Source organism: Streptomyces sp. NPDC088116 (genome assembly GCF_044741745.1).
Taxonomy (GTDB): domain Bacteria; phylum Actinomycetota; class Actinomycetes; order Streptomycetales; family Streptomycetaceae; genus Streptomyces.
In genome coordinates this window covers 1,254,870-1,280,295 of sequence record NZ_JBIUTF010000001.1, presented here as the reverse complement: position 1 = coordinate 1,280,295, position 25,426 = coordinate 1,254,870, and the positions used below count along the sequence as shown (strand labels likewise).

Annotated in this window: 25 protein-coding genes; 14 read left to right on the top strand and 11 right to left on the bottom strand. The window is 67.6% G+C overall.

What is annotated here, in order from left to right; genetic code table 11:
- Nucleotides 1-9: 9 nt before the first annotated feature.
- Both ACIOJD_RS05705 and ACIOJD_RS05700 read right to left on the bottom strand, forming a co-directional pair.
- Entirely contained in the window at nt 10-477 is a 468-nt protein-coding gene (locus tag ACIOJD_RS05705; RefSeq protein WP_401908511.1) for a DUF5946 family protein, read from the bottom strand.
- Nucleotides 478-624: 147 nt separating this feature from the next.
- Nucleotides 625-1,173, bottom strand: a complete 549-nt coding sequence (locus ACIOJD_RS05700) for a DUF5946 family protein (protein ID WP_401908509.1) — start codon at nt 1,171-1,173, stop codon at nt 625-627.
- Nucleotides 1,174-1,630: 457 nt separating this feature from the next.
- Between ACIOJD_RS05700 and rpsL the strand changes: the two genes are divergently transcribed.
- The 6 genes from rpsL to ACIOJD_RS05670 all read left to right on the top strand — a co-directional run bounded on the left by rpsL (nt 1,631) and on the right by ACIOJD_RS05670 (nt 10,428).
- Nucleotides 1,631-2,002, top strand: a complete 372-nt coding sequence (gene rpsL, locus ACIOJD_RS05695) for a 30S ribosomal protein S12 (protein WP_003948652.1) — start codon at nt 1,631-1,633, stop codon at nt 2,000-2,002.
- Nucleotides 2,003-2,004: 2 nt separating this feature from the next.
- On the top strand, nt 2,005-2,475 hold the full coding sequence (gene rpsG / locus ACIOJD_RS05690; protein ID WP_030742163.1) for a 30S ribosomal protein S7: 471 nt from the start codon (nt 2,005-2,007) through the stop codon (nt 2,473-2,475).
- A 38-nt stretch (nt 2,476-2,513) separates the two neighbouring features.
- Nucleotides 2,514-4,640 (top strand): elongation factor G, encoded by a 2,127-nt coding sequence (gene fusA / locus ACIOJD_RS05685; protein ID WP_401908507.1) that lies wholly within the window; start codon nt 2,514-2,516, stop codon nt 4,638-4,640.
- 151 nt (nt 4,641-4,791) lie between these two features.
- Nucleotides 4,792-5,985 (top strand): elongation factor Tu, encoded by a 1,194-nt coding sequence (tuf, locus tag ACIOJD_RS05680; RefSeq protein WP_401876666.1) that lies wholly within the window; start codon nt 4,792-4,794, stop codon nt 5,983-5,985.
- 612 nt (nt 5,986-6,597) lie between these two features.
- A complete protein-coding gene (locus ACIOJD_RS05675) occupies nt 6,598-7,692 on the top strand; it encodes a mannose-binding protein (protein WP_401908506.1) in 1,095 nt (364 codons plus the stop codon).
- A 210-nt stretch (nt 7,693-7,902) separates the two neighbouring features.
- A complete protein-coding gene (locus ACIOJD_RS05670; protein WP_401908504.1) occupies nt 7,903-10,428 on the top strand; it encodes a GH92 family glycosyl hydrolase in 2,526 nt (841 codons plus the stop codon).
- A gap of 72 nt (nt 10,429-10,500) precedes the next feature.
- On the opposite strand, the gene ACIOJD_RS05665 is transcribed toward ACIOJD_RS05670, so the two are convergent.
- The 7 genes from ACIOJD_RS05665 to ACIOJD_RS05635 form a co-directional block, all read right to left on the bottom strand.
- Complete coding sequence (locus ACIOJD_RS05665; RefSeq protein WP_401908502.1) at nt 10,501-10,944, bottom strand: RlpA-like double-psi beta-barrel domain-containing protein; 444 nt, start codon at nt 10,942-10,944, stop codon at nt 10,501-10,503.
- A gap of 182 nt (nt 10,945-11,126) precedes the next feature.
- Nucleotides 11,127-11,609 carry a hypothetical protein gene (locus ACIOJD_RS05660; RefSeq protein ID WP_401908500.1) on the bottom strand — a complete coding sequence of 161 codons (483 nt, stop codon included), beginning with the start codon at nt 11,607-11,609 and terminating at the stop codon, nt 11,127-11,129.
- A 228-nt stretch (nt 11,610-11,837) separates the two neighbouring features.
- The gene (locus ACIOJD_RS05655; RefSeq protein ID WP_401908498.1) at nt 11,838-12,245 is read right to left on the bottom strand and encodes an Imm50 family immunity protein; all 408 of its coding nucleotides are present in this window, start codon (nt 12,243-12,245) and stop codon (nt 11,838-11,840) included.
- Nucleotides 12,232-12,732 (bottom strand): Imm50 family immunity protein, encoded by a 501-nt coding sequence (locus ACIOJD_RS05650; RefSeq protein ID WP_401908496.1) that lies wholly within the window; start codon nt 12,730-12,732, stop codon nt 12,232-12,234. Before ACIOJD_RS05650 ends, ACIOJD_RS05655 begins: the two co-directional genes overlap by 14 nt.
- The gene (locus ACIOJD_RS05645) at nt 12,713-17,428 is read right to left on the bottom strand and encodes a putative T7SS-secreted protein (protein ID WP_401908495.1); all 4,716 of its coding nucleotides are present in this window, start codon (nt 17,426-17,428) and stop codon (nt 12,713-12,715) included. The genes ACIOJD_RS05650 and ACIOJD_RS05645 overlap by 20 nt, the downstream gene beginning before the upstream one ends.
- On the bottom strand, nt 17,428-18,072 hold the full coding sequence (locus ACIOJD_RS05640; RefSeq protein WP_401908493.1) for a hypothetical protein: 645 nt from the start codon (nt 18,070-18,072) through the stop codon (nt 17,428-17,430). The genes ACIOJD_RS05645 and ACIOJD_RS05640 overlap by 1 nt, the downstream gene beginning before the upstream one ends.
- A complete protein-coding gene (locus ACIOJD_RS05635) occupies nt 18,069-18,428 on the bottom strand; it encodes an SseB family protein (protein ID WP_401908492.1) in 360 nt (119 codons plus the stop codon). Before ACIOJD_RS05635 ends, ACIOJD_RS05640 begins: the two co-directional genes overlap by 4 nt.
- 237 nt (nt 18,429-18,665) lie before the next feature.
- Here ACIOJD_RS05635 and ACIOJD_RS05630 point away from each other — a divergent pair, with 237 nt between their 5' ends.
- Nucleotides 18,666-19,016, top strand: a complete 351-nt coding sequence (locus ACIOJD_RS05630; protein ID WP_401908490.1) for a hypothetical protein — start codon at nt 18,666-18,668, stop codon at nt 19,014-19,016.
- A 15-nt stretch (nt 19,017-19,031) separates the two neighbouring features.
- On the opposite strand, the gene ACIOJD_RS05625 is transcribed toward ACIOJD_RS05630, so the two are convergent.
- Entirely contained in the window at nt 19,032-19,940 is a 909-nt protein-coding gene (locus ACIOJD_RS05625; protein ID WP_401908488.1) for a helix-turn-helix domain-containing protein, read from the bottom strand.
- A 369-nt stretch (nt 19,941-20,309) separates the two neighbouring features.
- Entirely contained in the window at nt 20,310-20,750 is a 441-nt protein-coding gene (locus ACIOJD_RS05620) for an ATP-binding protein (RefSeq protein WP_401908486.1), read from the bottom strand.
- Nucleotides 20,751-20,912: 162 nt separating this feature from the next.
- Here ACIOJD_RS05620 and ACIOJD_RS05615 point away from each other — a divergent pair, with 162 nt between their 5' ends.
- From ACIOJD_RS05615 to rplB, 7 genes are all read left to right on the top strand, one after another.
- Nucleotides 20,913-21,788 carry a helix-turn-helix domain-containing protein gene (locus ACIOJD_RS05615; RefSeq protein WP_401908484.1) on the top strand — a complete coding sequence of 292 codons (876 nt, stop codon included), beginning with the start codon at nt 20,913-20,915 and terminating at the stop codon, nt 21,786-21,788.
- Nucleotides 21,785-21,991: a DUF397 domain-containing protein gene (locus ACIOJD_RS05610; RefSeq protein WP_401908482.1), complete on the top strand. Its 207-nt coding sequence runs from the start codon at nt 21,785-21,787 to the stop codon at nt 21,989-21,991. Before ACIOJD_RS05615 ends, ACIOJD_RS05610 begins: the two co-directional genes overlap by 4 nt.
- Before the next feature lie 496 nt (nt 21,992-22,487).
- A complete protein-coding gene (rpsJ, locus tag ACIOJD_RS05605) occupies nt 22,488-22,796 on the top strand; it encodes a 30S ribosomal protein S10 (protein ID WP_003948644.1) in 309 nt (102 codons plus the stop codon).
- Nucleotides 22,797-22,810: 14 nt separating this feature from the next.
- On the top strand, nt 22,811-23,455 hold the full coding sequence (gene rplC, locus ACIOJD_RS05600) for a 50S ribosomal protein L3 (protein ID WP_401876681.1): 645 nt from the start codon (nt 22,811-22,813) through the stop codon (nt 23,453-23,455).
- An 8-nt stretch (nt 23,456-23,463) separates the two neighbouring features.
- The gene (rplD, locus tag ACIOJD_RS05595; RefSeq protein ID WP_401876683.1) at nt 23,464-24,117 is read left to right on the top strand and encodes a 50S ribosomal protein L4; all 654 of its coding nucleotides are present in this window, start codon (nt 23,464-23,466) and stop codon (nt 24,115-24,117) included.
- Nucleotides 24,117-24,527, top strand: coding sequence for a 50S ribosomal protein L23 (rplW, locus tag ACIOJD_RS05590; protein WP_401876684.1), 411 nt, complete (start codon nt 24,117-24,119; stop codon nt 24,525-24,527). Before rplD ends, rplW begins: the two co-directional genes overlap by 1 nt.
- 51 nt (nt 24,528-24,578) lie before the next feature.
- Complete coding sequence (gene rplB, locus ACIOJD_RS05585) at nt 24,579-25,415, top strand: 50S ribosomal protein L2 (RefSeq protein ID WP_401908480.1); 837 nt, start codon at nt 24,579-24,581, stop codon at nt 25,413-25,415.
- Nucleotides 25,416-25,426 lie beyond the last annotated feature (11 nt).

The window sequence follows — 25,426 nt, the reverse complement described above, 5'->3', positions numbered from 1 at the left end:
CGGACCGTCTCAGCCGAGGGCCCGGTCGATCCACTCACGTACCAGCGCGTGGTGGTCCGACCAGGCGTCCCACATCTCCGCGCCCCAGGCCGTGAGCAGCTTGCGGTACTCCTGGGTGTCCCCGGCGGCCACCACGTCGGCGGCGGACAGCCGGGAGTGCAGGCTCTCGGCGGACGGCTGCGGCTCCAGCGCGCGGAAGCCGCCGTACGCCACCATGCGGCGGTGCAGCTGGGGGCCGAGCCGGGGATCGGCGTCGTCCTGAACGAACATGCCCAGCGTCATCAGACATATCGACAGCCGCTGCACCGAGCGCCGGTCGCCGCCGCCCGGGTGCTGGGCGAAATAGCTGTCCACCAGAAGCTGGTGCAGCGGCTGCCGGTCCGCGTCGTTGTACGAGGCGGCCAGCAACTCCAGATAGGGCGGACGGCAGCGCTCACAGTCGGTCTCGCCGGGCCGGCCGTCGGTCGTCTCCGTCACGGGCTCGCCTCCGTCATACGGTCGCCTCCGTCATACGGTCGTCTCCGTCACGTCCGTCTCCGTTCGTCCGGCGTCCGTTCTGCCGTCTCCGTCCCATGGCAGGGCATCACATGCCAGGGCGCCTCTCCACGGCGTGAGCCGCTTCCGTCACATGCGGGGGCGCCCCTCCGCGAGCATGATCCGGGCCCATCCCTCCACCGTCCGGTGCGAGCCGGACCAGGCCCGCCATACGGAGGATGCCCAGCGGGCGGTCGCGGCAGCGCGCTCCTCGGACGGGGCGTGCCGTACGTCCAGGACGGTCACCGAGCCCAGCCCGGCCGGACCGTCGGGGGGCTCCAGCACGGGCCAGTCGTCCCTGCCCAGCCGTGGCAGCACCTGCCGGCTGATGCCGTTGATCAGCCGCCGCATCCGGTCCTCGGAGAGGCCGTGCTCCAGGTGCAGGCAGAGGGCGGTCAGGTGGACCGCCACCGACTGACGCTGGCGTCTCTCCCGCTCTCCGCCGTACGGATGCTGCGCGGCGTAACAGTCGGTGGCCAGGCGCAGCACACCGGGGTCCGCGAGTTCGGCGGTCAGCAGGGAGAACTCCTGCCAGCAGCCGGGGGCGGCGGACATATAGGCATGCGCCGGGGCCGGGATGTCCGCGACAGGCGCGGCGCAGCCCGTACAGGTCGTCGATCTCGGTAAGTCGGCTCCCACCGTCATACTGTCTCCCGCTCCACCCCGCCCCGTCTTCGTCTTATACGTTTTCCTGTCTTGCGCACTCATATGCTCGCTTAAATGTTCGACTCGATCGGGCGGCGACCGGGCCGCGATCGGGCGATGGCCGGGCTGCGGCCGGGTGATGGCCGGGCCGCGGTCGGGTGATGACCTGCTCTGATCCGGCCATGCCGGGCGCCACCACGTCCGGCGTGTCGGGTGCACGGCATTTGTTTTGACCGGAGTCGATGAGGTAGGTACGCTCAGACCTTGTGCCTGGGGTGTGCCTGGGCTCCTGTGCGTGTCTGCAACCGCCGAGGGGCTCGAGTACCGGCCACCGCAATCTGCGCCTTCCTCGCTTTCAGCGGGGTCATGCAGCATTCGACACACCCGACCGCGTGGGTCGGTGAGTGTTCCAGGTTAGTTTCACGAACGGCACACAGAAACCGGAGAAGTAGTGCCTACGATCCAGCAGCTGGTCCGGAAGGGCCGGCAGGACAAGGTCGAGAAGAACAAGACGCCCGCTCTTGAGGGTTCCCCTCAGCGTCGTGGCGTCTGCACGCGTGTGTTCACGACCACCCCGAAGAAGCCGAACTCGGCCCTCCGTAAGGTCGCGCGTGTGCGTCTGACCTCCGGCATCGAGGTCACGGCCTACATTCCGGGTGAGGGACACAATCTGCAGGAGCACTCCATCGTGCTCGTGCGTGGTGGCCGTGTGAAGGACCTGCCGGGTGTTCGTTACAAGATCATCCGCGGTTCCCTGGACACCCAGGGCGTCAAGAACCGCAAGCAGGCCCGCAGCCGCTACGGCGCCAAGAAGGAGAAGTAAGAATGCCTCGTAAGGGCCCCGCCCCGAAGCGCCCGGTCATCATCGACCCGGTCTACGGTTCTCCTCTTGTCACCTCGCTGATCAACAAGATCCTGCTCAACGGCAAGCGTTCCACTGCCGAGCGGATCGTGTACGGCGCCATGGAAGGCCTCCGCGAGAAGACCGGCAACGACCCGGTCATCACGCTGAAGCGCGCGCTTGAGAACGTCAAGCCCACGCTCGAGGTCAAGTCCCGCCGTGTCGGTGGCGCCACCTACCAGGTGCCGATCGAGGTCAAGCCCGGTCGCGCCGCCACCCTCGCTCTGCGCTGGGTCGTGGGTTACTCCCGCGCCCGTCGTGAGAAGACCATGACCGAACGCCTCATGAACGAGCTGCTCGACGCCTCCAACGGTCTCGGCGCCTCGGTCAAGAAGCGTGAGGACACGCACAAGATGGCCGAGTCCAACAAGGCCTTCGCGCACTACCGCTGGTAGTCGCTCCCCCCATCGAGACCGAGAGAAGATTGAGCCTTATGGCCACCACTTCGCTTGACCTGGCCAAGGTCCGCAACATCGGGATCATGGCCCACATCGACGCGGGCAAGACGACGACCACCGAGCGCATCCTGTTTTACACCGGTGTGAGCTACAAGATCGGTGAAGTCCACGACGGCGCTGCCACGATGGACTGGATGGAGCAGGAGCAGGAGCGCGGCATCACGATCACGTCCGCCGCGACGACCTGTCACTGGCCGCTCGAGGACGTCGACCACACCATCAACATCATCGACACCCCGGGACACGTGGACTTCACGGTCGAGGTGGAGCGTTCGCTCCGCGTACTCGACGGTGCCGTCACCGTGTTCGACGGTGTCGCCGGTGTGGAGCCGCAGTCCGAGACGGTTTGGCGCCAGGCCGACCGTTACGGTGTTCCGCGTATCTGCTTCGTCAACAAGCTCGACCGGACCGGCGCGGAGTTCCACCGCTGCGTCGAGATGATCTCGGACCGCCTCGGCGCGACCCCGATCGTCATGCAGCTTCCGATCGGTGCCGAGGCCGACTTCAAGGGCGTCGTCGACCTCGTGACGATGAAGGCCTACGTCTGGTCCGCCGAGGCCGCCAAGGGCGAGATGTACGACACCGTCGACATCCCGGCCACGCACACCGAGGCTGCCGAGGAATGGCGCGGCAAGCTGCTCGAGACCGTCGCCGAGAACGACGACGAGCTGATGGAGCTGTTCCTGGAGGGCGTCGAGCCCACCGTGGAGCAGCTGTACACGGCGATCCGTCGTATCACCATCGCCTCCGGCAAGTCCGAGGGCGTCACCGTCACCCCCGTGTTCTGCGGTACCGCGTTCAAGAACAAGGGCGTTCAGCCCCTGCTCGACGCGGTCGTGCGCTACCTGCCTTCTCCCCTGGACGTCGAGGGCATCGACGGCCACGACGTGAAGGACCCGGAGAAGGTCGTCACGCGGAAGCCGTCGTTCGACGAGCCGCTGTCGGCGCTGGCCTTCAAGATCATGAGGGACCCGCACCTGGGCAAGCTCACCTTCGTCCGGGTGTACTCCGGCCGTCTCGAAGCCGGCACCGCGGTGCTGAACTCCGTGAAGGGCCGCAAGGAGCGCATCGGCAAGATCTACCGTATGCACGCGAACAAGCGTGAGGAGATCGAGTCGGTGGGCGCCGGCGACATCGTCGCCGTCATGGGCCTGAAGCAGACCACCACCGGTGAGACGCTGTGCGACGACAAGAGCCCGGTGATCCTGGAGTCCATGGACTTCCCGGCGCCGGTCATCGAGGTCGCGATCGAGCCCAAGTCCAAGGGTGACCAGGAGAAGCTGGGTGTCGCCATCCAGAGTCTCGCGGAGGAGGACCCCTCCTTCCAGGTGCACAGCAATGAGGAGACCGGCCAGACCGTCATCGGCGGTATGGGCGAGCTCCACCTTGAGGTGCTGGTCGACCGTATGAAGCGCGAGTTCCGCGTCGAGGCGAACGTCGGTAAGCCGCAGGTCGCCTACCGTGAGACGATCCGCAAGACCGTCGAGCGGGTGGACTTCACCCACAAGAAGCAGACCGGTGGCACCGGGCAGTTCGCCAAGGTGCAGATCATGCTCGAGCCCATCGAGAGTGGCGACACCTCGTACGAGTTCGTCAACAAGGTCACCGGTGGGCGTATCCCGAAGGAGTACATCCCTTCGGTCGACGCCGGTGCGCAGGAGGCCATGCAGTTCGGCATCCTGGCCGGTTACGAGATGACCGGCGTGCGCCTCACCCTGCTCGACGGTGGCTACCACGAGGTCGACTCCTCCGAGCTCGCCTTCAAGATCGCCGGTTCGCAGGCGTTCAAGGAAGGTGCCCGCAGGGCGTCTCCCGTGCTCCTTGAGCCGATGATGGCCGTCGAGGTCACCACGCCCGAGGACTACATGGGCGACGTGATCGGCGACATCAACTCCCGCCGTGGCCAGATCCAGTCCATGGAGGACCGGTCCAACGCCAAGGTCATCAAGGGTCTGGTGCCGCTTTCGGAGATGTTCGGCTACGTCGGCGACCTCCGCAGCAAGACCTCGGGGCGCGCAAGCTACTCGATGCAGTTCGACTCCTACGCCGAGGTTCCCCGGAACGTCGCCGAGGAGATCATCGCGAAGGCCAAGGGCGAGTAACTCTTCCGAGTCCACGCTTTAGGCTTGTCACCGGAAGCCTTGGGGCAGTTCCGCCGGATTCACGGCGGGGCGGCTCCGGGCCCCGGCATCCCAGCAAAGATCACCTGGCGCCGATGAGTAAGGCGTACAGAACCACTCCAGGAGGACCCCAGTGGCGAAGGCGAAGTTCGAGCGGACTAAGCCGCACGTCAACATCGGCACCATCGGTCACATCGACCACGGTAAGACGACCCTCACGGCCGCCATTACCAAGGTGCTGCATGACGCGTACCCGGACCTGAACGAGGCCTCGGCCTTCGACCAGATCGACAAGGCTCCTGAGGAGCGCCAGCGCGGTATCACGATCTCGATCGCGCACGTCGAGTACCAGACGGAGTCGCGTCACTACGCGCACGTCGACTGCCCTGGTCACGCGGACTACATCAAGAACATGATCACGGGTGCGGCGCAGATGGACGGCGCCATCCTCGTGGTCGCGGCCACCGACGGCCCGATGCCGCAGACCAAGGAGCACGTGCTCCTGGCCCGCCAGGTCGGCGTGCCGTACATCGTTGTCGCCCTGAACAAGGCCGACATGGTGGACGACGAAGAGATCATGGAGCTCGTCGAGCTCGAGGTCCGTGAGCTCCTCTCCGAGTACGAGTTCCCGGGCGACGACCTTCCGGTCGTGCGTGTCTCGGCGCTCAAGGCTCTCGAGGGCGACAAGGAGTGGGGTGACTCCGTCCTCAAGCTGATGAGCGCCGTGGACGAGTCCATCCCGCAGCCCGAGCGTGACATCGACAAGCCGTTCCTGATGCCGATCGAGGACGTCTTCACGATCACCGGTCGTGGCACCGTCGTCACCGGTCGTATCGAGCGTGGTGTCCTCAAGGTCAACGAGACCGTCGACATCGTCGGTATCAAGCAGGACAAGACCACCACCACGGTCACCGGCATCGAGATGTTCCGCAAGCTGCTCGACGAGGGCCAGGCCGGTGAGAACGTCGGTCTGCTCCTCCGTGGCATCAAGCGCGAGGACGTCGAGCGCGGCCAGGTCATCATCAAGCCGGGTTCGGTCACACCGCACACCAGCTTCGAGGCCCAGGCCTACATCCTGTCGAAGGACGAGGGTGGCCGTCACACCCCCTTCTTCAACAACTACCGCCCGCAGTTCTACTTCCGTACCACGGACGTGACCGGCGTGGTGACCCTCCCCGAGGGCACCGAGATGGTCATGCCGGGCGACAACACCGTCATGAGCGTCGAGCTGATCCAGCCCGTCGCCATGGAGGAGGGCCTCAAGTTCGCCATCCGTGAGGGTGGCCGGACCGTCGGCGCCGGCCAGGTCACCAAGATCAACAAGTAATTGCTGATCCCGTCCGATCCGATCCGGTCGGGTCCGGTTCTGAAAGGAACTGACTGATCGGATCAGGCGTGACCTGGTTGCTCCTCGGAGCATTCAGCAGGGGCCCCGTACCCCGTCCGTAAGGACGGTGGTGCGGGGCCCCTGTCGTGTGTGTAGGCGTGGTGTTGTACGACGTGGTGTGTACGACGTGGTCTGTACAGCTTGGTGTGTACGGCAGCTTGTCGTACTGGCGTGGCATAATCCCCGACCACCGGTGGTCCGTACCTATGCGGCCGGACGGCCGGTGACGCCGACTCCCAAGAAGACAGCCCTAGTTGCGTCAGTTGCCACGTCCAGGGGCACCTTGAGGCCGTTGGCTGACTCCTCGTCATGAGAGGAACATGGATGGTTGTTCAGCGAGACACGGGGGGCGGGGCGAAGCCCGGAGCCGCTTCCCGCCCTCCCCGTATCCGGGCGGCAGTGACACTGTCGGCCTCGGCTCCGGACCCGGGCGACGCTCTCGCCCCGGCCGATGCCCAGGCTCCGTCACCGTCCTCGAAACCGGCCCGGCCCGCGCCCGTACCCACGGGGACTGATGGTCGGACGGACGGGGTCGAAGAGGCCGGGGCGGCCGTGAACGCCCGCACCGCCGACGAGCCGGGCGATACGAAGGCCGGGGAGACCGGGGCCGGGGAAGCGGGGGCCGGGGCGGCCGAAGCCGGGTCGGTCGCAAGCGCGGAGGCCGGCAAGGCGGAAGCGGACGCCGGTAAAGCGGAGGCCGAAGAAGCGCGGACTGCCGAAGCGGGCTCGGCCTCGGGCGTGGGCACGGCTTCGAGTACGGGCGTGGGCACGGCTTCGAGTACGGGCGCGGGCTCGGCCTCGGGCGCGGGCACGGCCTCGGGCTCAGGCTCGGGTACGGCCTCGGGCGCCACCCGGGGCGAGCGCCCCGGGCGGGCGAACGGAATCGCCGTCGCGGGAGCGGACGGGGGATCCTCTCCGCCCGCCGCCCCCGCCGCGGTGCCCGCCGGGCGGCCGGGGAAGCCCATGCTGGCCGTCGCCGCCATAGCCGGAGCCGTTCTCATCGCCGTACCGCTCCTCCTGATGGGCGGCGGCAAGGACGGCAAGGGGAACAGCCCGTCGGGGAGCGTGGCGTTGCAGACGTCCGACACCGTTCTCGGATCGGACGCGCTGGCCGGTGCGCCGGGCGACTACGCCAGCGAGAAGCCCTCGGCTTCCCCGACCCCCACCCCTTCCAAGTCGGTGCGGGTCGAGATCCCTCAGGTCCGGCACGAGCCGACGCCTACGGAGAGCAAGGAATCCGTCAAGGAGAAGCCCGCCCCGACGGCCGACTCCGAGAAGGACGAGAAGGAGAAGGCGGCCGACGACAAGCCCAAGGCGGTCGTCTGGACGAAGACCACGGTCGCGGCGCCGAGCAAGCTCGAAACCGGCCAGTCGTGGAGTACGAACCGCATCCGGATGACCATTCAGCCGGACGGCAACTTCGTCGTCTACAACAAGGCGGACAACCACGCGCTCTGGGCCTCCATGGTCTTCGGCAAGAACCACAACGTCGAGTTCCAGCCGGACGGCAACCTCGTCGTCTACACCGCCGACCACAAGGCGGTGTGGGCCTCGCGCACCAACGGGAACGAGGGTGCGAAGCTGGTCCTGCGGGAGGACGGCAGGGTGGCCATCATGGCCGGTGACAAGACCCTGTGGACCACCTGATCCCGCTCTAGGTAGCTTTCGTGTACCGGAATTCCCGTCAGGCGGGAATTCCGGTACACGTCTTTGGCAAGCGATTGCGGTGCCGGACCGTCGGTTTCACCCAGCTGTCATCATCTGTGCCCCTCGCAGGCCGGCGGGGGCCGTCGAACGCCCTTATCGTCACGGCGATCTCAACGGGCGTGCCGGCACAGGAGAGGGGCGTGGTTCGCGATGGAAGCAGCGTTGCGGAACGGGAAGAGAAAGAGACGCGGGAGACGATCGGCGCTGGTCGGCGGGGGATTGGCCGCCGCCGTGGCCGGGCTGATCGCCCCGCTCCTGGGCACCCCGACGGCGAGCGCGGCACCGGCCGTGGCCCCGGCGGCAACGTCGTCCGTCGTGCCGCCGGCGGCGCCGGCCGTGCGCGACCCGGCCCAGTACGTGGACCCGCTCATCGGCTCGGCCAACGGCGGCAACACGTACCCCGGCGCCAACCTGCCGTTCGGCATGATCGCGTGGTCCCCGACCAGCACGGCGGGCGACCAGACCAACACCGCCGCCGCCAACGGCTATTCGTACGACACGACCCGCGCCCGCGGGTTCAGCCTCACGCACGTCAACGGCGCGGGCTGCCACCCGGGGGCCGCCGGTGACGTACCGATCATGCCGTTCGTGGGCGAGGTCGACTCGTCCCCCTCCGCCGACACCAAGGACCAGAAGTACGCCGCGAACTTCTCGCACGCCAACGAGAAGGCCGAGCCCGGCCGTTACCGTGTGGGCCTCGACTCGGGCGCGACCACCGACCTCGCCGTCAGCGAGCGGGCCGGGGTCGCCGACTTCACCTTCCCCGAGGACAAGCCGGCCAGCCTCCTCTTCCGCGTCTCCAACTCCCTCAACGGCAGCGAGAACGCCCACGTCGCCATCGACACCGCGCGGCGGAAGGTGACCGGCTGGGTGGAGACCGGGGCGTTCTGCGGGCGGCGCGCCAACGGCGGTGAGAACAACCGCAAGAGCTACTACCGCCTCTACTTCACCGCCTCCTTCGACCGCGCCTTCTCCGGTGTCGGCACCTGGCGGAACGACCGCCTGGCCGCCGGTTCCACCACGGCCGACGGCGGCGAGGGCTATGCCACCGGAGCGGACCGGGCCGGGCGCGGTTCCGGCGGGTACGTCAGTTTCGACACGGCGGGCGACAACGATGTCCGGATGCGGCTCGGTATCTCGTACGTCTCGCTCGCGGGCGCCGAGGCCAATCTCCGTGGCGAGATAGCGCCCCGGGCGAGCGTGGCGGACGTGGCGGAGTCCGGACAGGCGGCCTGGAAGCGGCAGTTGGGCGACGTCGGGATCAGCGGCGGCAGCGAGGCGCAGCGTACGACGTTCTACACCGCCCTCTACCACTCCCTCCAGCAGCCCAACCTGGTCAGCGACCGCGACGGCCGTTACCCGGGCATGGACGGTACGACACGGCGCGTCGGGCGCGGCCAGGGGGCGCAGTACAGCAACTTCTCCGGCTGGGACCAGTACCGGGCCCAGGTGCAGCTGCTCGCCCTGCTCGAACCGCGCGTCGCCGGGGACTTCGCCCAGTCGCTGTTCAACTTCGCCGAGCAGAACGGCGGGGTGTGGGACAGATGGGTGCACATCAGCGGCGCGACGCATGTCATGACGGGCGATCCCACGGCGGCGACGCTGGCGACGTTCTACGCCATGGGGGTACGGAATTTCGACGCGAAGGGCGCGTTCGACTCCCTCTACCGCCAGGCCACCGTCCCGAACCCGGCCGGGCTCTCCGACGCGGGCTGCCCGGGGCAGTGCGAGGGGCAGCGCCCCAACCTGGCGCAGTACCTGGACTCGCGTTACGCCGCGCAGGACGCCTGCCACTGCTGGGGCGGCGCCGCCGAGACGCTGGAGGACTCCGTCGCCGATGCCGCGCTGGCGCAGTGGGCGCGGCAGTTGGGCCGTGACCGGGAGTACGAGGAGCTGAGCGCGCGGGGTGGCTACTGGAAGAACGTGTTCAACCCGGGGGCGACGAGCGGAGCCGGTTCCGGAGCTGGTGCCGGTTCCGGCTACATCCAGGCGAGGAACCTGGACGGCTCGTGGGTCACACCCTTCGACCCGGCCTCGGACCGAGGCTTCGCCCAGGGCAGCGCGGCGACGTACACGTGGATGGTGCCGCAGGACGTACAGGGCCTGGCGGCGGCCATGGGCGGCCGCGACATGGCGGCGGCCCGCCTGGACGGCTTCTTCCACAAGCCGGACGGCTCCTGGTCGATCCGTGGCGGCGACCCGCTGCGCTACGACCCGACCAACGAGCCGGGCATTCACGCCCCTTGGCTCTACAACGCGCTCGGGCAGCCCTGGAAGACCCAGGAGACCGTCCGCGAACTCGTCGACACGGTGTACGGGACCGGCCCTTCGGGCCTTCCGGGCAACGACGACCTCGGCACGATGTCGGCGTGGTACGTCTTCGCCGCGCTGGGCGTCTACCCGCAGACCCCGGGCACGGCGAACCTGCTGCTGACCGGCCCGCTGTTCCCGCGCGCGGTGATCGCGGGGGCGGGGGAGCGGCGCGCGATCACGATCACGGCGCCGGCCGCGTCGGACGCGAACGTGTATGTGGACGCGGTACGGGTGGGCGGCAGGCGGCACGACGTGTCGTGGCTGGACGGCTCGCTCGTACGGCGGGGAGGCTCGCTGGCCTTCGACCTGACCGACCGGCCCAACACGTCCTGGGCCACGGCTCCGGGCGGGCTGCCTCGCTGACCTCCGCGCTCTGCGCAGGGGGCGGCCCGGGAGGGAACACAACACTCCCGGGCCGCCTCCCTGCTGGCCGGCTCAGACCCAGTTCCAGCTGACGTTGACGCGTCCGACGTTGGGGTCGCCGATGGCGCGGAACGCGGCGGGGCTGAGGTCGATGTCGTTCGCGGCACAGCCCCAGCACTTGTCCACGACGGTCACGGTCACGGAGCCGAGGGGCCCGTCGACACGCACTTGCTTGCCGCACACGGGGGAGTTGTTCGGGTTGGGCTGGTTGCCGTACACGGCCTGCGAGACGGCCACGACGAGCTGACTGTCGTTGCTGGACCAACCGCAGGCGCCGAGGCCGGTGTTGTACCAGGTGGCCTGCCCGTTGACCTGCGCACCACTCGGCACGGCGGACGCCGGCCCGGCGGTGGCGCCGAGGGCGCCGAGGGCGAGCACGGACGAGGCTCCGGCCAGCAGGGCCTTTGCGCGGGCGCTGTTCTTCGAAGTACCAGTGGTGCTCACGGTGCGGGACATGCGGTCAACCCCTTTGAACAGTAGGTGTGTTCAGGAGTGGTGCCAGAACCCAAAGCAGCTTGGTCTGGACCGAGCTTGCTCAGTCGGCTACCGCTTTCCCAGTTCGTTTCCGGCTCACCTACAGCCCCTTCCGGCCAACCACGAACCTCCGGCCCCCTTGGCCGCGTTGCGCCGCGCTGCCCTCAACCCAGGCCGACGCTCCAGATATCGCCCTTTCCGGGCCAGTCGTCACGTTCATCCTCGTTGTTCACCACGGTGATCGACATCTTGGTCTCGGCGGCGTGATATTCGAGGAACTCGCCCTGGGCCGTACATTTCAGGGCCGGAGATCCGGGGGTGCGCAAGAGCTCAGCTTGCACATTCGCCCAGCGCGTGTAGCTCGCAAAGTCGACATGCATCTCCCTGCCCCACTCTTCGGCCGAACCGGCTCCCGATGGCAATCTGTGCAGCTCGATCGTGACGCCGGTCATCACCCAGTCGGGGCCGCCGGAGAAGCTGATCTCGACGAATCCGTAGTCGCGGCGGAGCCAGTGGGTCCGGTCGTTCTCCTCGATGAAGTCGACGTGGAACGCCTGGTCGACCTTCTCTATCGGCGTGCCGATCCCCACACCGTGCAGCAGCCCGGTCGTGACGAATTCGGAGATGAACTTGATTCCGTTATCCACGTGAATGTGCGTGCCCTTGGGGGTGGGAGGGTTCGGTTGCGGAGCCGGCGACGAGAAGGGGAGTCGCAGTGATCGTACCCGGTGCTTCGATGTCTCGGGGTATTGAATTCAAGCTTCCTCAGTGGCATGGTCGCGCTCGCATGGGTCCATCTACCATGCCGGTAGATGTTCGGCAACGGGCCGATCAGCTGCTGGGCGACTTCTGATCCCGAGGCTGAACAAACCTGACTACTCGCCTCTCGAAATCAGGCTCATGCGCGTCTTTGTGCAAGAAGCCGACCGAGCCTGAAATTCTATCGATGTTCCTGTGGAGGTGATGGACATCGCGAGGGTCCCAGCCGAGGTGCGCTCAAGGCCGACGTTTCTTCGGGGGGAGCCGGTCCATCCCTTGATGGACAAATCTTGTGTGTCCATGAAGGTCAGGTAGAACTCGAACGAATTGAATTCGGCAGAGCTCTGTTCTGGGGTGGGATTTTGCGGTAGATGTGAAGTCTCGAACCCCAGAGTGATGCTTGATCCGCGCTCGTCCACCTGTACGTAAAATAGTTCACAGGAGTTCAGGTCCGGTTCTTGATCGTACAAGCCGGAGATTTTCTGGGGATCGCCAAGGAAGGTCGACCAATTAGAGGCGTTCATAGAAAGTCTTCTCATCAGCGGGTGGGAGTGTGGTGAATCGTCGAGCGTCGACCCGTCCCAGAAAGTTACGGGATCCGGTGTCCGAGCCGTCTTCAGCGATCGCAAAGGTGCTCATGTGGCCGACAAGGAGCGAGTCGCTGCTGTTGAAGGCGAGTGCACACCCAGGTCCTGTGCATGATACCGAGACCCGGTGATTTTTGGTCGGGGTAAATGAAATATCAGAGAGTGCGGGAGGCGTCCAGGAGTTCATAGTCAGGTTGTCGACCGCCAAGAATTGAAGATGAATCTGAAGTGTGTCATGGGAAGTTTCGGATGCGGGGGGAGTTTTGTCCGGGAAAGAGGGGAGATCCATTCTGAAGATCACAGAAGGGCCTCGCCAGTTGAAATTCACAGACCGCAACCTTACGGAGGTCAGCGGGGGAATGTTCGAATAAAGCGCGGTGAGTTTCTCTGAATTATTCACCAGGTCAACCCAGGTCTGGGTCATAGTAATAGTGCTCCTCGGCGCCGGGGATCTGGCCGTTGCGGGTGTTCTCGTACGGCCTTACGTGGACGTGCGGTCCCTGGTGTCCTGGCTCGCCGGGTTTCTGATGACCGAACCAGTGATCCTGGAATACGACAATATCGCCTGATGGTGTTTCGTACCATTCCTCTCTGTAGAAAATGGGTTGGTGGTCCTCGCCCAGCAACTGTTTACCTCCTTGCCAGGCGGGAGTTGTCGCCGGCACCCAGTCGTCCGAGTCGAACGGCTCTTGCCCGTCGGGGACACCGGCGTCTTTGAGCGCCTGGGTTTTGGCATCGGAGCGCGACGGATGTGGGCACGGTGACAGTCCGAGTGGGTCTGCCCAGGTGTGCGGATTGTGGACGTATGCCGCCGGGTTGGGAGCAGGCTTGAGGCCGAGCGGGTCGGGGGTGAGGTAGCGGCCGATCTCGGGGTCGTAGTGGCGGTGGAAGTTGTAGTGGAGGCCGGTTTCCGGGTCGAAGTACTGGCCCGGGAAGCGGAGTGGGGTGTACGCGGTGGCGCTGGTGTTCCAGGTGGTTGTGCCCCAGAGGGTGGTGCGGGTGTGCCAGGCGATGGTGCCGGTTTCGTCGATGAGTTCGGTGGGGGTGCCGACGAGGTCGGTGACGATGGCGAAGAAGCGCTCGTCGATCTCGTCCTGCGGGGTGTCGGGCGTGGTGATGCGTTCGGTCTGGGCGAGGGGGCGCAGGCCGTGGTGGTGCCAGGTGAGGGTGACGGGGTGGGGCAGGTCGGGGGAACGGGTGGTCTGTTCGCAGAGGGTGGCGCCGTCCCAGGTGAAGTCCACCTGTTCCTCGACCGTCGTGCTGTCGGGGGCGAGGCGTTGTTTGGCGATGCGGCGGCCCAGGGGGTCGTAGAGGTAACGCCATCGGGTGCCGTCGGGGGTGGTGACGGAGGTGAGGCGGTCCTCGGCGTCCCAGGTGTAGCGCCAGGTGTCTGGTTTGCGGCTGAGCCGGGTCTTCCGCCGCAGTGTGATGCGGCCCTGGGCATCGTGTTCGTAGCGGACGTCGCCCGCCCGGGTGATGCGGGTGCCGGTGTAGACGCGGGGGCCGCTGCTCTCCGTACCGGGATGGGAGGTGGGCCAGGACGCTTCGGTTTGGTTGCCGGCTTCGTCGTAGGCGTAGCGCTCGGTCCAGTTCGCGGCGTGGACGGCGGTGACGCGGCCGGCCGCGTCGAGGTCGAAGCGCTGGGTGCCGGAGAGCTGGTCGTCGATGCCGGTGAGGTTGCCGTCGGCGCGGTAGGTGTAGGCGCGGTGCTGGAGGGGGTCGGTGCCCGGTCCGTGTACGGATTGGGCGCTGAGGCGGCCGACCACGTCCCACTGGCTGGTGAGGGTGATGGTGTCGCCGATGTGCCGGGTCAGTTCATTGCCCGCCGCGTCGAGTTCGAAGGTGAGGGCGCGGCCCGAAGCGGTGAGACCGGTGCGGTTGCCCGCCGCGTCGTAGGCCCATTCCCCGGTGGCACCGGCGGGGGTGGTGCGGCTCGTGCGGCGGCCCAGGACGTCGTAGGTGTAGGACGCCGTACGGTCGGCCACGGTCTCGGACGTCAGGCGGCCGAAGCGGTCGCGGAGCAGGGTGAGTGTGGTGTCGGGGCCGACGGACCGGGTGAGGGCGTCGGTGAGGTCGTACTCGTACGTCGTGATCGCGCCTTCGGCGTTCTTGCTCGTGGCCCGGCCCAGTGCGTCGCGCTCGTAGCTGATCGTCTGCCCGAGGCCGTTCGTACGGCTCAGAAGCGCACCGGCGGCGTCATGTGTGTAGGTGAGGGTTCGGCCGTCGAAGTCGGTCTCCGACGTGAGGTGTCCGGCCGGGTCGTACGCGTATTGCCAGCTGAGCCCTTGGGGGTTGGTGACCCGGGTGAGTACGAGATCGGTGTCGTAAGCGAATTCGTACCGTGCGCCGTCAGGTCCGGTACGGGCCGTCAGCAGGTCGAAGTGACCGTATTCGAAGCGGGAGACCGCGCCCAGCGCATCGGTGTGAGTGAGGCAGTTGCCTTCACCGTCGTACGTCCAGAACTCTCCTGTGCCATCCGCGTCCGTCCGGCGCGACAGCTTGCCCTCCCGCGTCCACTCCAGTCGGCTGACCGCTCCGAGCGGGTCGATGACGGCCACGGGACGCCCGAAGCCGTCCCGTTCGTAGCGGATGACCGCCCCGAGCGGGTCGATGGCCTCTACGACGAGTCCGGCACGGTCGCACCGGAGACGTGTGGTGTCGCCGAGCGCGTTCGTCACCGAGGTGACGTGGCCGGCCTCGTCGTACGTGTAACTCGTGAGGGCACCGGTCGGGGCGGTTACCGATGTCCGGTTGCCGCGTTCGTCATGGCTCTGACGCCAGGTGGTGCCGTCCGTGCCGCGGACGGTGGTCGGCAGACCGAGGGCGTTGTAGGCGGCCGATGAAGTCCGGCCGTCCGGGCGTGCGACCGCGGTCAGGTTGCCGTGATCGTCGTAGTGGAGGCCGGTCGTCCTGCCGAGTGGATCGGTCCGCGACAGAAGGCGGTTGAAGCGGTCGTACTCGAAGCGGGTGACCGCACCGGTGGGATCGATCTCCGCGACGACCTGCACGTCCTCGTTGATGAGGAAGCGGCTGGTGTGGCCGAGTGAGTTCGTGAGCGTGGTGACGCGCAGGCCGGTTTCCGGGGCGGTCCTGTCGGTCCTGTCGGCCCCGTCGGTGGTGCCGTACTCGAACGTGGAGCGCAGATGGCCTTCCGCGCCGGTCTGGAACGTACAGCGGTCGCGGGAGTCGTAGACGTAGTCGAACCGGCTGTCGTTGGTGTCCGTCCAGGAGGTGATACGGCCGCACTCGTCGTAGCCGAAGCGAAGGGGACGGCCCGAGGAGTTGGTCACCTCCGTCAGGTGTCCTTCGGTGTAGCCGTAGCGGAGGATTTCCTGGTCGGTGCCGTCGGGGGCTGCTCCGGCCAGGTGCAGGGCGGTGACGCGCTCGTGGTCGGTGGTGAGCTTCAGGTGGTAGCCGCCGTGATGCACGATGCTTGTCGGAGCGCCGGTCTCGTCGTACTCGAAGGCGATCCAGCGGCCGTTGCGGTCGTCGATCTGTACCAGGAGTGCGAGATCCTCGCCGCGGTCCGCGAAGTGCTGGACGCGTCCGGTTTCCGGGTCGGTGACGGTGTAGCCGTCGTCTGTCCGGTCCAGCGGCCGACGCTGCCCGTGGAAGGGCAGAACGGGGACGCCCGGCGCGGGGTGCGGATACGCGAGCAGGCTGCCGTCCTCGCGGACGAGGACGATTCCTTCGGAGTCGATCTCCAGCCGCTGATCGACCGTGCTCGCCCAGGTCGGCCCGAACCAGCGGCCCGCGCGGTACGACGACTCGAACACGCGCCGGAACACCAGCGGGAGTGAGCCCGGAAGCGTGATGTCCGTCTGGGGCAGGACCATGCGCCCGGTGGCGACATCGACCGGGTCCTCCACACACTTCTTGTGATCGTGCTCCCTGGCCGGCTCCTGGGGGTCCTCCGTCACACGCTCGCGTGCGGGCCTCTGCGGGCCTTCCAGCGGGCCGTCGCTCGGACCGGCCTTCACCGGGTCTTTCACTCCGGCCCTCAGGCCGGCCCTGAGCCCTGCTCCGGCGCCTTTGGTGGTGGCGAGTTCGGGCACGAGGCGGCCGCCGAATTCGGCGGGGTCGCTCTTGAGCGCTTCCCAGGCGCCCTTCAGCGCCCGGTCGGGATGGGCCGCCGTGGAGGCGAGACCGGCCAGGGTCATGTTGACGCTTCGGTAGTACTCCGCCGGGTGCGTCACGTTGTACGGATCCTGCGGATTGACCGCACGCACAAAACTGACGATCCCAACCGTCCCCTTGGCGATGCCGGAGACCATGTGGGTCCGCTCCACCCCCTGGGCCACGCTGAAATCGTCCAGGTTGAACTTCGCACGCTCGGTCGCCGAAGGCTCCGCCGGCGCATGCGCCAACGCAGCGGTCACCGCCCTCTTCGCCGTACCGGCATCCTCGTCACGCTGACTGCGCGCCCCGGCCAAAATCTCCTGGGCCCGCTTGCGCTTCGCATCGCCGGGGTCGGTGAACCCACCGGGATCGGGCAACGGCGCATCACCGGCCAACGACTCCTCGTGAGCCACACGCTCCTTGTCCCACGCGGCACGCGCCGACCTCGACGCCGCCTCACCCTCCTTGTAGAGGGCGACCGCCTCCCGCGCCTCACCCTGCGCCCACGTCACCGTCTTCGCATACGTCTCCAACGCCCCCGCCGCATCCTCGAAGGCGTCCGCCGCATGCAGCCAGTCCGTCGGCAGGCTCTGGAACCGTTCACGGAACGCCTCGGCCGCCTCGCCCTTCCAGTGACCCGAGTCCAGACTCTTCAGCCCCTGGCCGACCAGATCGAACGCCGCCCCGAAGTCCCGCAGGTTCTTCACACTCGCCGCGATGTCCCCCGCACGGCCGTGAATCAGCTCATCGGCCTCCTCACTCTCACCGAGTTGCTGCTCACCGACCTTCGCACCGAGCGAGGAAGCGGTCCGGTCGCCCCAGTCCTCCACCACATCCGCGACCGCGTGGTGGTCGAGACGCTCCAGGACCGAACCCGTCCGGTCCGTCGCCCAGTCGACCCCCTCACCGACCTTCCGCTTCCCCTCGTCCCACACCTCCTCCGCCTTGCCGAGCCCCTTCTCCGCCAGCCCACCCCAGTCCACCCCACCCGCACCCGACATCAGCGATCCCCCCAATTCGGCTGCTCCGCCTGCCGAACCGCCTCCTCCGAGGGGCTGAATGTCTCGCGTGCCTTCTCCTCCATCAGCTCGCGCCCCTCGGGCGTGATCACCCCGGAGTTGCGCATCGAGTCGTACACACCGTCGCTCACGTCGTATCCGGTGTCCCGCCAGGTCTGTTCGACCTCGCTCTGTGCCTGCGTGAACGACTCCGCGCTGTAGTCCGCACCGTCGGTGGGAGTCTGCGTGCTGATCTCGTCCCAGCTCTTGCCCTTGACCTCGTCCTCCGACAGGTGGGGATTGCCGTTCACCGAGTTCACCGCGATCTTGAACGTGTCCTTGATGTACTGCTCCTGCTCATGGAGCGACCCCGCCGACAGCCCCAGCGCCTTCGCGAACCCGTTACCGCGGTTCATCAGCGTCCGTACGCCCCACTCCCAGCGTTCACAGAATGTCGTGAACTCGGCGGCAAGGCCGTCGTGGCCCAACTGGACGCCCGACAGGGACAGATCCGAGAAGCCCCGGCCCGTCGTGGCCTCGCCGATCATGCCGAGATCCTTCAGCTCCTCGTGCGCCTTGTCGATCCCCTGCGCGATCAGCTCCAGCGCTCCCGCCGGTGCCGCCAGATCCGGTTCCCGCTCGCTCATCGTGTCCCTCCAGTGTCCACAACCGACCCCTCGGGCACGACACCCGCGACCGGCGGAAACAGCATTCCCTCATCGCTGCCCGCGTCCAGCGCCACCCCGGCCGGTACCTCCAGCAGCGGCACCATCACATCCAGCAGCCTGGCGCCCAGCACCCGCTGATACGACCACTCGCGATCCGGCGCCCCCTGTGCGTGCGCGAACCGTGCCAACGCCGGCTCGTCCGAGAACGCGCAGATCCACCGCACCCCGCCCTGCTCCGCCGACCACAGATCGCCCTGGTCGTCCAGCGGCACCAGCCACGCGCCCCGCCGGAATTCCCCCAGCAGAACCGCGAACTCCCGCCGACCGGCCGCCACACGACCCACTGGCGCGGCCGACTGATCGGTCGGAACTGTCGGTTCTGTCAGATCGGCCGGTTCTGTCAGATCGGACAGTCGGAGGGGCTCTTCTGCCCCAGCTATGTGATCCCCGCCCCTTGTCATGCGCCGGATTCTGTCGCGTTCCCGTTACCGATCGCAACGCCGTTGCCCGGCCCGCGCCGTGCGACGATCACGATGACGGTCCCCGAAGGACAGCCCCGAGGAGGCATCGCGGTGAGCAACGCTGCCCGACCCACGATCCGTACCGCTGACGGACGCGGGCGCAAATCCGCCAGTCTTCTCGGCACGGTGATCTGCGCTGTCGTCCTCGCCCTGGTGCATCTGGTCTCGGGTTACGTCATCTGGCTCGCCTGCCTGATCGAGCCCGACGGCTTCTGGGACACCGACGCGGCCGGCAAGTCCGACATCGCCGCCGGGATCGGCTTGGGGATCGCCGTTTTCGGGGGACTGCTGACGTTGGCATTCGTGAAGGCCGGTTGGCTGCGCATGTGGTGGTACGCGTTGCCCGTCGCGCTCGCCGTCGCGGCGCTCCTTCGGCTCACGCTTCTCGCCCCCGAACTCTGATGTCGGCCCGCGTTCCTATGCCGCGAGTGGAGTGACCGAGGCGGCGCAGCCGCCGCACGTGCCCGGTTCCGGCGCGCGGTAGGCGCGGTCGCAGGTGTCGCAGTTCTGAAGTGGGTCCGGGCGTGCGGCGGTTGTGGTGACCGGGGGCGCCGGGAGCGGTGGCGGCAGCAGCGCGGTGAGGCGGTGGGCCAGCAGGGCGGCCGGGTGGTGCAGGCCCGATGGCAGGTTCGCGGTCAGGGTGCGTCGTACGGCCTCGGGCGCGGCACCGCGCTCCAGCCAGGCGGCGACGGCCAGGGCCAGGCGCCGTCCGTCCCGCTCGGAGAGTAAGAGGCACGGGGCATCGCGCCGCAGATCGGCCAGGAGCGAGGCGGCCGTGCGCTCACGCTCGGGAGTGTGGACGTGTGGCTGGGGGAGTGGCGGCGGTACGGCACGGGGCGCCGCCGTCCCGCTCGGCGCGCTGATCGCGCCTACGGATGGTGCGGGAGCGGTCTCGGGCCCGGGTGACCGCGGGGGCTCGGCGGTGGACGGCGCCGACGCGGCTACCGGGAGCGGCGTCGGCGGTTGCGGACGTTCCACGGTCACACGCCCGTCCTGATTCCCCAGGGCGGCTTCGCGGGCCCGACGGGCGCGGGTCGCCTCCGGCGCGTTGTACGAGATCGTACGGGTGACGATCCAGCCGCCCTCGGTCCGCTCGCGAAGGCGTTCGATGTACCCGTACGCCTCCAACTCCCGTAAGGCGGCGGCGATACGGTCGTGCCCCTCGGGGAACTTGCCGGACAGCGTCTTGATGTCCACCGGCGAGCCCTCGGGCAGCGACTGGATGTGCGTGGCCAGCCCGATCGCGGTCGCGGACAACTCGCGGTGCTGGGCGAGGTGGTTGCCGACGATCGTGTAGCCGGAGGCCTGGAATTCGTTCACCTTCATCACTCCGGATGGGGATCGGCGAACGACGTTACGAGCGCGCGGGGGCGCACTAAGCTGCTGCTCAGTCATCGGGAAGGTCTCTGGCTTCCTTGGTGGTCAGGCCCTCGATCGGGATGCCAGTCCCGGCGGGGGCCGTCTCATGTCTGCTGTTGTCGAGGCCGAGCCTGCCGCCCTGCCCTGTCCGAAAGCCGGCCCTGTGGAACGAGATCACCCTTGTGGGTGATGTACGGGAGGTTGGGTGGGGTTTGGTTGGTTCTTTCCCGGGTTCTTTGGTCTTTTTACGTCCCGGGGCCCCGAGGCCTGAGCCACCGAGGCCAGCGTTTCCGGGTTTCGGTGGACGGGCTTCCAGCGGGCCGGGGGAGGCCGGGCTCAGGAGGCGAAGTCGATCTCCGCCCAGACCGTTTTGCTGAGCGCCGGTCCGGCCGTGACACCCCACCGGTCGGCCAGCACCCCAACGAGCAGAAGCCCGCGCCCCGACTCGGCATCGGTGAGCGCCGGTTGGCTGGTGGCCGGAAGCCGCGTGCCCTGTGCGTCGGTCACCTCGATGCGCAGCATCCGCTCTGTCGGTCGACGAAGGGTGAGGCGGAAGTCCCGGCCGGGTGCATGGCCATGTACCGCCGCGTTCGACGCCAACTCGGCCACGACCTGAGCGGCATCCTCGAACGGCAGCCCCCAGGAACGCAGTTGCTCGACGGCGAGCAGCCGAGCGAGCCTGGCGCCCCTGTGAGTGGACGACAGCTGCACGCGGAACTCATGGGTGGGCGGCGCCGATTGCGTCAGGGGCAACTGGTCGCTGATTTCTCGGTTCACGTCACACAGCGTGTCCGGATATGCCTACGCTGAACAGTGACGACGCCCTTACGTACGGTCAATGTCCCTGGTCAGGCATGCAACTGTCAGGGCTGTACAGCGTGACCTTCCGTGCCCCGGGGCGGCCGAAAGTGACGCTACGGGCGTGTCGGAGGTGTGCACATGGGCGTGGACAGCGGCGGTACGGACTACACGACGGACGGCGCGGACGAGCCCGACTGGGAACCGGACCCGGGAGACGACTCGGGCGCGGTGATCGCCGCCGTCGGCCGCCAGATCAAGCTCTGGCGGGAGGCCGCCGGTCTGCGCCAGGTCGAGTTCGGCGCGGCGATCGGGTACGGCGAGAACCAGGTCTACAAGGTGGAGGCCGGCAAGCGCATCCCGCGACCGGAGTTCCTCGACCGGGCGGACGAGGTGCTGGGCGCGGGCGGGAAACTCGCCGCGATGAAGCAGGACGTGGCGGAGGCCCGGTACCCGAAGAGGGTGCGGGATCTCGCGAAGCTGGAGGCGGAAGCCGTCGAGCTGGGCGCCTACGGCAACACCGTTGTTCACGGTCTTCTGCAGACCGAGGAGTACGCCCGCGCGTTGTTCGGACTTCGACGGCCGGCGTACGACGAGGACCAGCTTGAACGCCTGGTGGGCGCCCGCATGGGGCGGCAGGAGATCTTCGCCCGTCGGCCGGCGCCGTTGCTGACGTTCGTCCAGGAAGAGGCGGTGCTTCGGCGACCCATCGGAGGCAGAATGGTGTTTCGTCGGCAGCTCGAACACCTGCTGGAGATCGCGAAGTTGCGCCACGTCGAGATCCAGGTGATGCCGACAGCCGCAGAGGAGCACGCGGGGCTCGGCGGCTCGCTCCAAGTGCTGAAGCTCAGGGACGGTGCGGCGGTGGGGCACAACGAAGTGCAGCTCATCAGCCGCCTGATCTCCAACCCCAAGGAGGTCCAGATCCTGGAGATGCGCTATGGAATGATCCGATCGCAGGCCCTCAGGCCACGAGAGTCACTGGCCTTCATCGAGAAAGTGCTGGGAGAGACATGACCCTCAAGTCCTCGACCGGAGGCGGCTCCGCGTTGGAGTGGACGAAGAGTAGCTACAGCACCAATGACGGCCCGGAGTGCGTCGAGGTCGCCACCACCCCCGGTACCGTCCACGTCCGCGACTCCAAGGCCACCGAAGGCCCCCGCCTCGGCTTCGCCGCGACCGCCTGGTCCGACTTCGTGGCGCACACCTCCCGGCGCTGACGCCGTACCCTGCCCGAGATCCTGCCGAGGCCGGGCCGGATCGGCCCGGCCTCGGCCTGGTCTCCGCCGCCCCAGGATTCGCTCACGCGCCCGTGGGGTACGATTTCCGGCCCGATTGGCCAGGGTCAAGGCCCCTATGGCACACTGTTCAGGTTGCTCGGTTGAGTGCCGATGCTGCGCGCCTCCCGCCGGGAGGACCGGAAGCGAGTCCCACAGTACTCGTCGTCCCAACTGCCTTCCGGGGCAGCGCTGGGGCGGACGTACGGGAATCTTCCGGGAAGTGTCAGCGGGGTTCCGGCCAGGCACCCGGTGGGTGTTCTGCCCCCGGCCTGCGGTCCACGGGCCCGCAAACCCTTGGTTGGGAAATCCTTCGGGAGATCTTCGTAGAGGGAATGCGACACGCCCGACCGCGTGGGTCGGAGCAGGGCCGGCAGTTCCAAGAAGCTCGACCCAGCGGGTTCCAGAGCGTTACGAGAGACAGGACTAAGAAGCAGCCATGGCGGGACAGAAGATCCGCATCCGGCTCAAGGCCTACGACCACGAGGTCATCGATTCGTCGGCGAAGAAGATCGTCGAGACGGTGACGCGTACTGGTGCGTCGGTCGCGGGCCCGGTGCCGCTGCCCACTGAGAAGAACGTGTACTGCGTCATCAAGTCGCCGCACAAGTACAAGGACTCGCGCGAGCACTTCGAGATGCGCACGCACAAGCGCCTGATCGACATCCTCGACCCGACGCCCAAGACCGTTGACTCGTTGATGCGCCTGGACCTTCCGGCCGGCGTCGACATCGAGATCAAGCTCTGAGAGGCGCGGAAGAGATGGCAAAGCAGATCAAGGGTGTCCTGGGCGAGAAGCTCGGCATGACCCAGGTCTGGGACGACAACAACCGTGTCGTCCCGGTGACCGTGGTCAAGGCCGGACCCTGCGTCGTGACCCAGGTCCGTACGAATGACTCCGACGGCTACGAGTCGGTCCAGATCGCCTTCGGCGAGATCGACCCGCGCAAGGTGAACAAGCCCCTCAAGGGCCACTTCGCCAAGGCCGACGTGACCCCCCGCCGCCACCTGGTGGAGCTCCGCACCCCCGACGCGAGCGAGTACACGCTCGGTCAGGAGGTCACTGCCGAGGTGTTCGAGTCCGGCGTCAAGGTCGACGTCACGGGCAAGAGCAAGGGCAAGGGCTTCGCCGGTGTCATGAAGCGTCACAACTTCAAGGGCCTCGGCGCCGGTCACGGCACCCAGCGCAAGCACCGCTCCCCCGGTTCCATCGGTGGCTGCGCCACCCCGGGTCGTGTGTTCAAGGGCCTCCGCATGGCGGGCCGTATGGGCAACGAGCGGGTCACCACCCAGAACCTGACCGTTCACGCCGTTGACGCGGAGAAGGGCCTGCTCCTGATCAAGGGTGCGGTTCCTGGTCCGAACGGCGGCCTCGTCCTGGTCCGTACCGCGGCCAAGGGGGCCTGAGGTAACTGATGAGCACCGTTGACATCCTTTCGCCGGCAGGCGACAAGGCCGGGACCGTCGAACTCCCTTCGGAGATCTTCGACGCCAAGGTCAGCATTCCGCTGATCCACCAGGTCGTTGTCGCCCAGCTGGCCGCTGCCCGACAGGGCACGCACAAGACCAAGACCCGCGCCGAGGTCCGTGGTGGTGGCAAGAAGCCCTACCGCCAGAAGGGCACCGGCCGCGCCCGTCAGGGTTCGACCCGCGCGCCCCAGTTCGCCGGTGGTGGCGTCGTCCACGGCCCCGTGCCGCGTGACTACTCGCAGCGGACCCCCAAGAAGATGAAGGCCGCCGCTCTGCGCGCCGCCCTCACCGACCGGGCCCGTCACTCCCGTATCCACGTCGTCTCCGGCGTGGTCGAGGACGCGGTGTCCACCAAGGCCGCCAAGACCCTGCTGGGCAAGATCAGCGAGCGCAAGCACGTGCTCCTGGTCGCCGAGCGGGCCGACGAGGCCGCGTGGCTGTCCGCCCGCAACCTGCCCCAGGTGCACATCCTGGCGCCGGGCCAGCTGAACACGTACGACGTGCTCGTCTCCGACGACGTGGTCTTCACCAAGGCCGCCTTCGAGTCCTTCGTGTCTGGCCCCTCCAAGGCCGCTGAGACCGAAGGGAGCGAGGCCTGATGGCTACGCGACACCCGAGCATTGCGCCGAAGGCCGCCAAGGCGGCGAAGGCCGCGCGTGTGGCGAAGGCCCGTCGTGGCACCACGGCGACCGTCGAGACCCCGCTGAGCAAGTCCCTCTCGGACCCGCGCGACATTCTTGTCAAGCCCGTGGTCTCCGAGAAGAGCTACGCACTGCTCGACGAGGGCAAGTACACGTTCGTCGTCGACCCGCGCGCCAACAAGACCCAGATCAAGGAGGCCGTCCAGGCGGTCTTCTCGGTCAAGGTCACCGGGGTCAACACGATCAACCGGCAGGGCAAGCGCAAGCGCACCCGCACCGGTTTCGGCAAGCGTGCGAACACCAAGCGCGCCATCGTGACCCTCGCCGAGGGCGACCGTATCGACATCTTCGGCGGCCCGACCTCCTGACGGGGGGCTGGGACGTCCAGGATCCGGAATTCTTCCGAGGACTGAGAGACAATGGGTATCCGCAAGTACAAGCCGACGACCCCGGGCCGTCGTGGCTCCAGCGTCGCCGACTTTGTCGAGATCACGCGGTCCACGCCGGAGAAGTCGCTGGTCCGCCCTCTGCACAGCAAGGGCGGCCGTAACAACGCCGGTCGTGTGACCATGCGCCACCAGGGTGGCGGCCACAAGCGTGCCTACCGCGTGATCGACTTCCGTCGTCACGACAAGGACGGCGTGCCGGCCAAGGTCGCGCACATCGAGTACGACCCGAACCGCACCGCGCGCATCGCGCTGCTGCACTACGCGGACGGCGAGAAGCGCTACATTCTCGCGCCGCGTGGCCTGGCACAGGGCGCTCGCGTCGAGAACGGTCCGGGCGCCGACATCAAGCCCGGCAACAACCTGGCGCTGCGCAACATCCCGGTCGGTACGACCATCCACGCCATCGAGCTGCGGCCCGGCGGCGGCGCGAAGTTCGCCCGCTCCGCGGGTGCCTCCGTGCAGCTGCTGGCGAAGGAGGGCTCCATGGCCCACCTTCGTATGCCGTCCGGCGAGATCCGGCTGGTCGACGTGCGCTGCCGCGCCACCATCGGTGAGGTCGGCAACGCCGAGCAGTCGAACATCAACTGGGGCAAGGCCGGCCGTATGCGCTGGAAGGGCGTTCGCCCGTCCGTCCGCGGTGTCGCCATGAACCCGGTCGACCACCCGCACGGTGGTGGTGAAGGCAAGACCTCCGGTGGTCGCCACCCGGTCTCGCCGTGGGGTCAGAAGGAGGGTCGTACTCGTTCTCCCAAGAAGGCGAGCAACAAGTACATCGTCCGCCGCCGCAAGACGAACAAGAAGCGCTAGGAGCGGGTTTA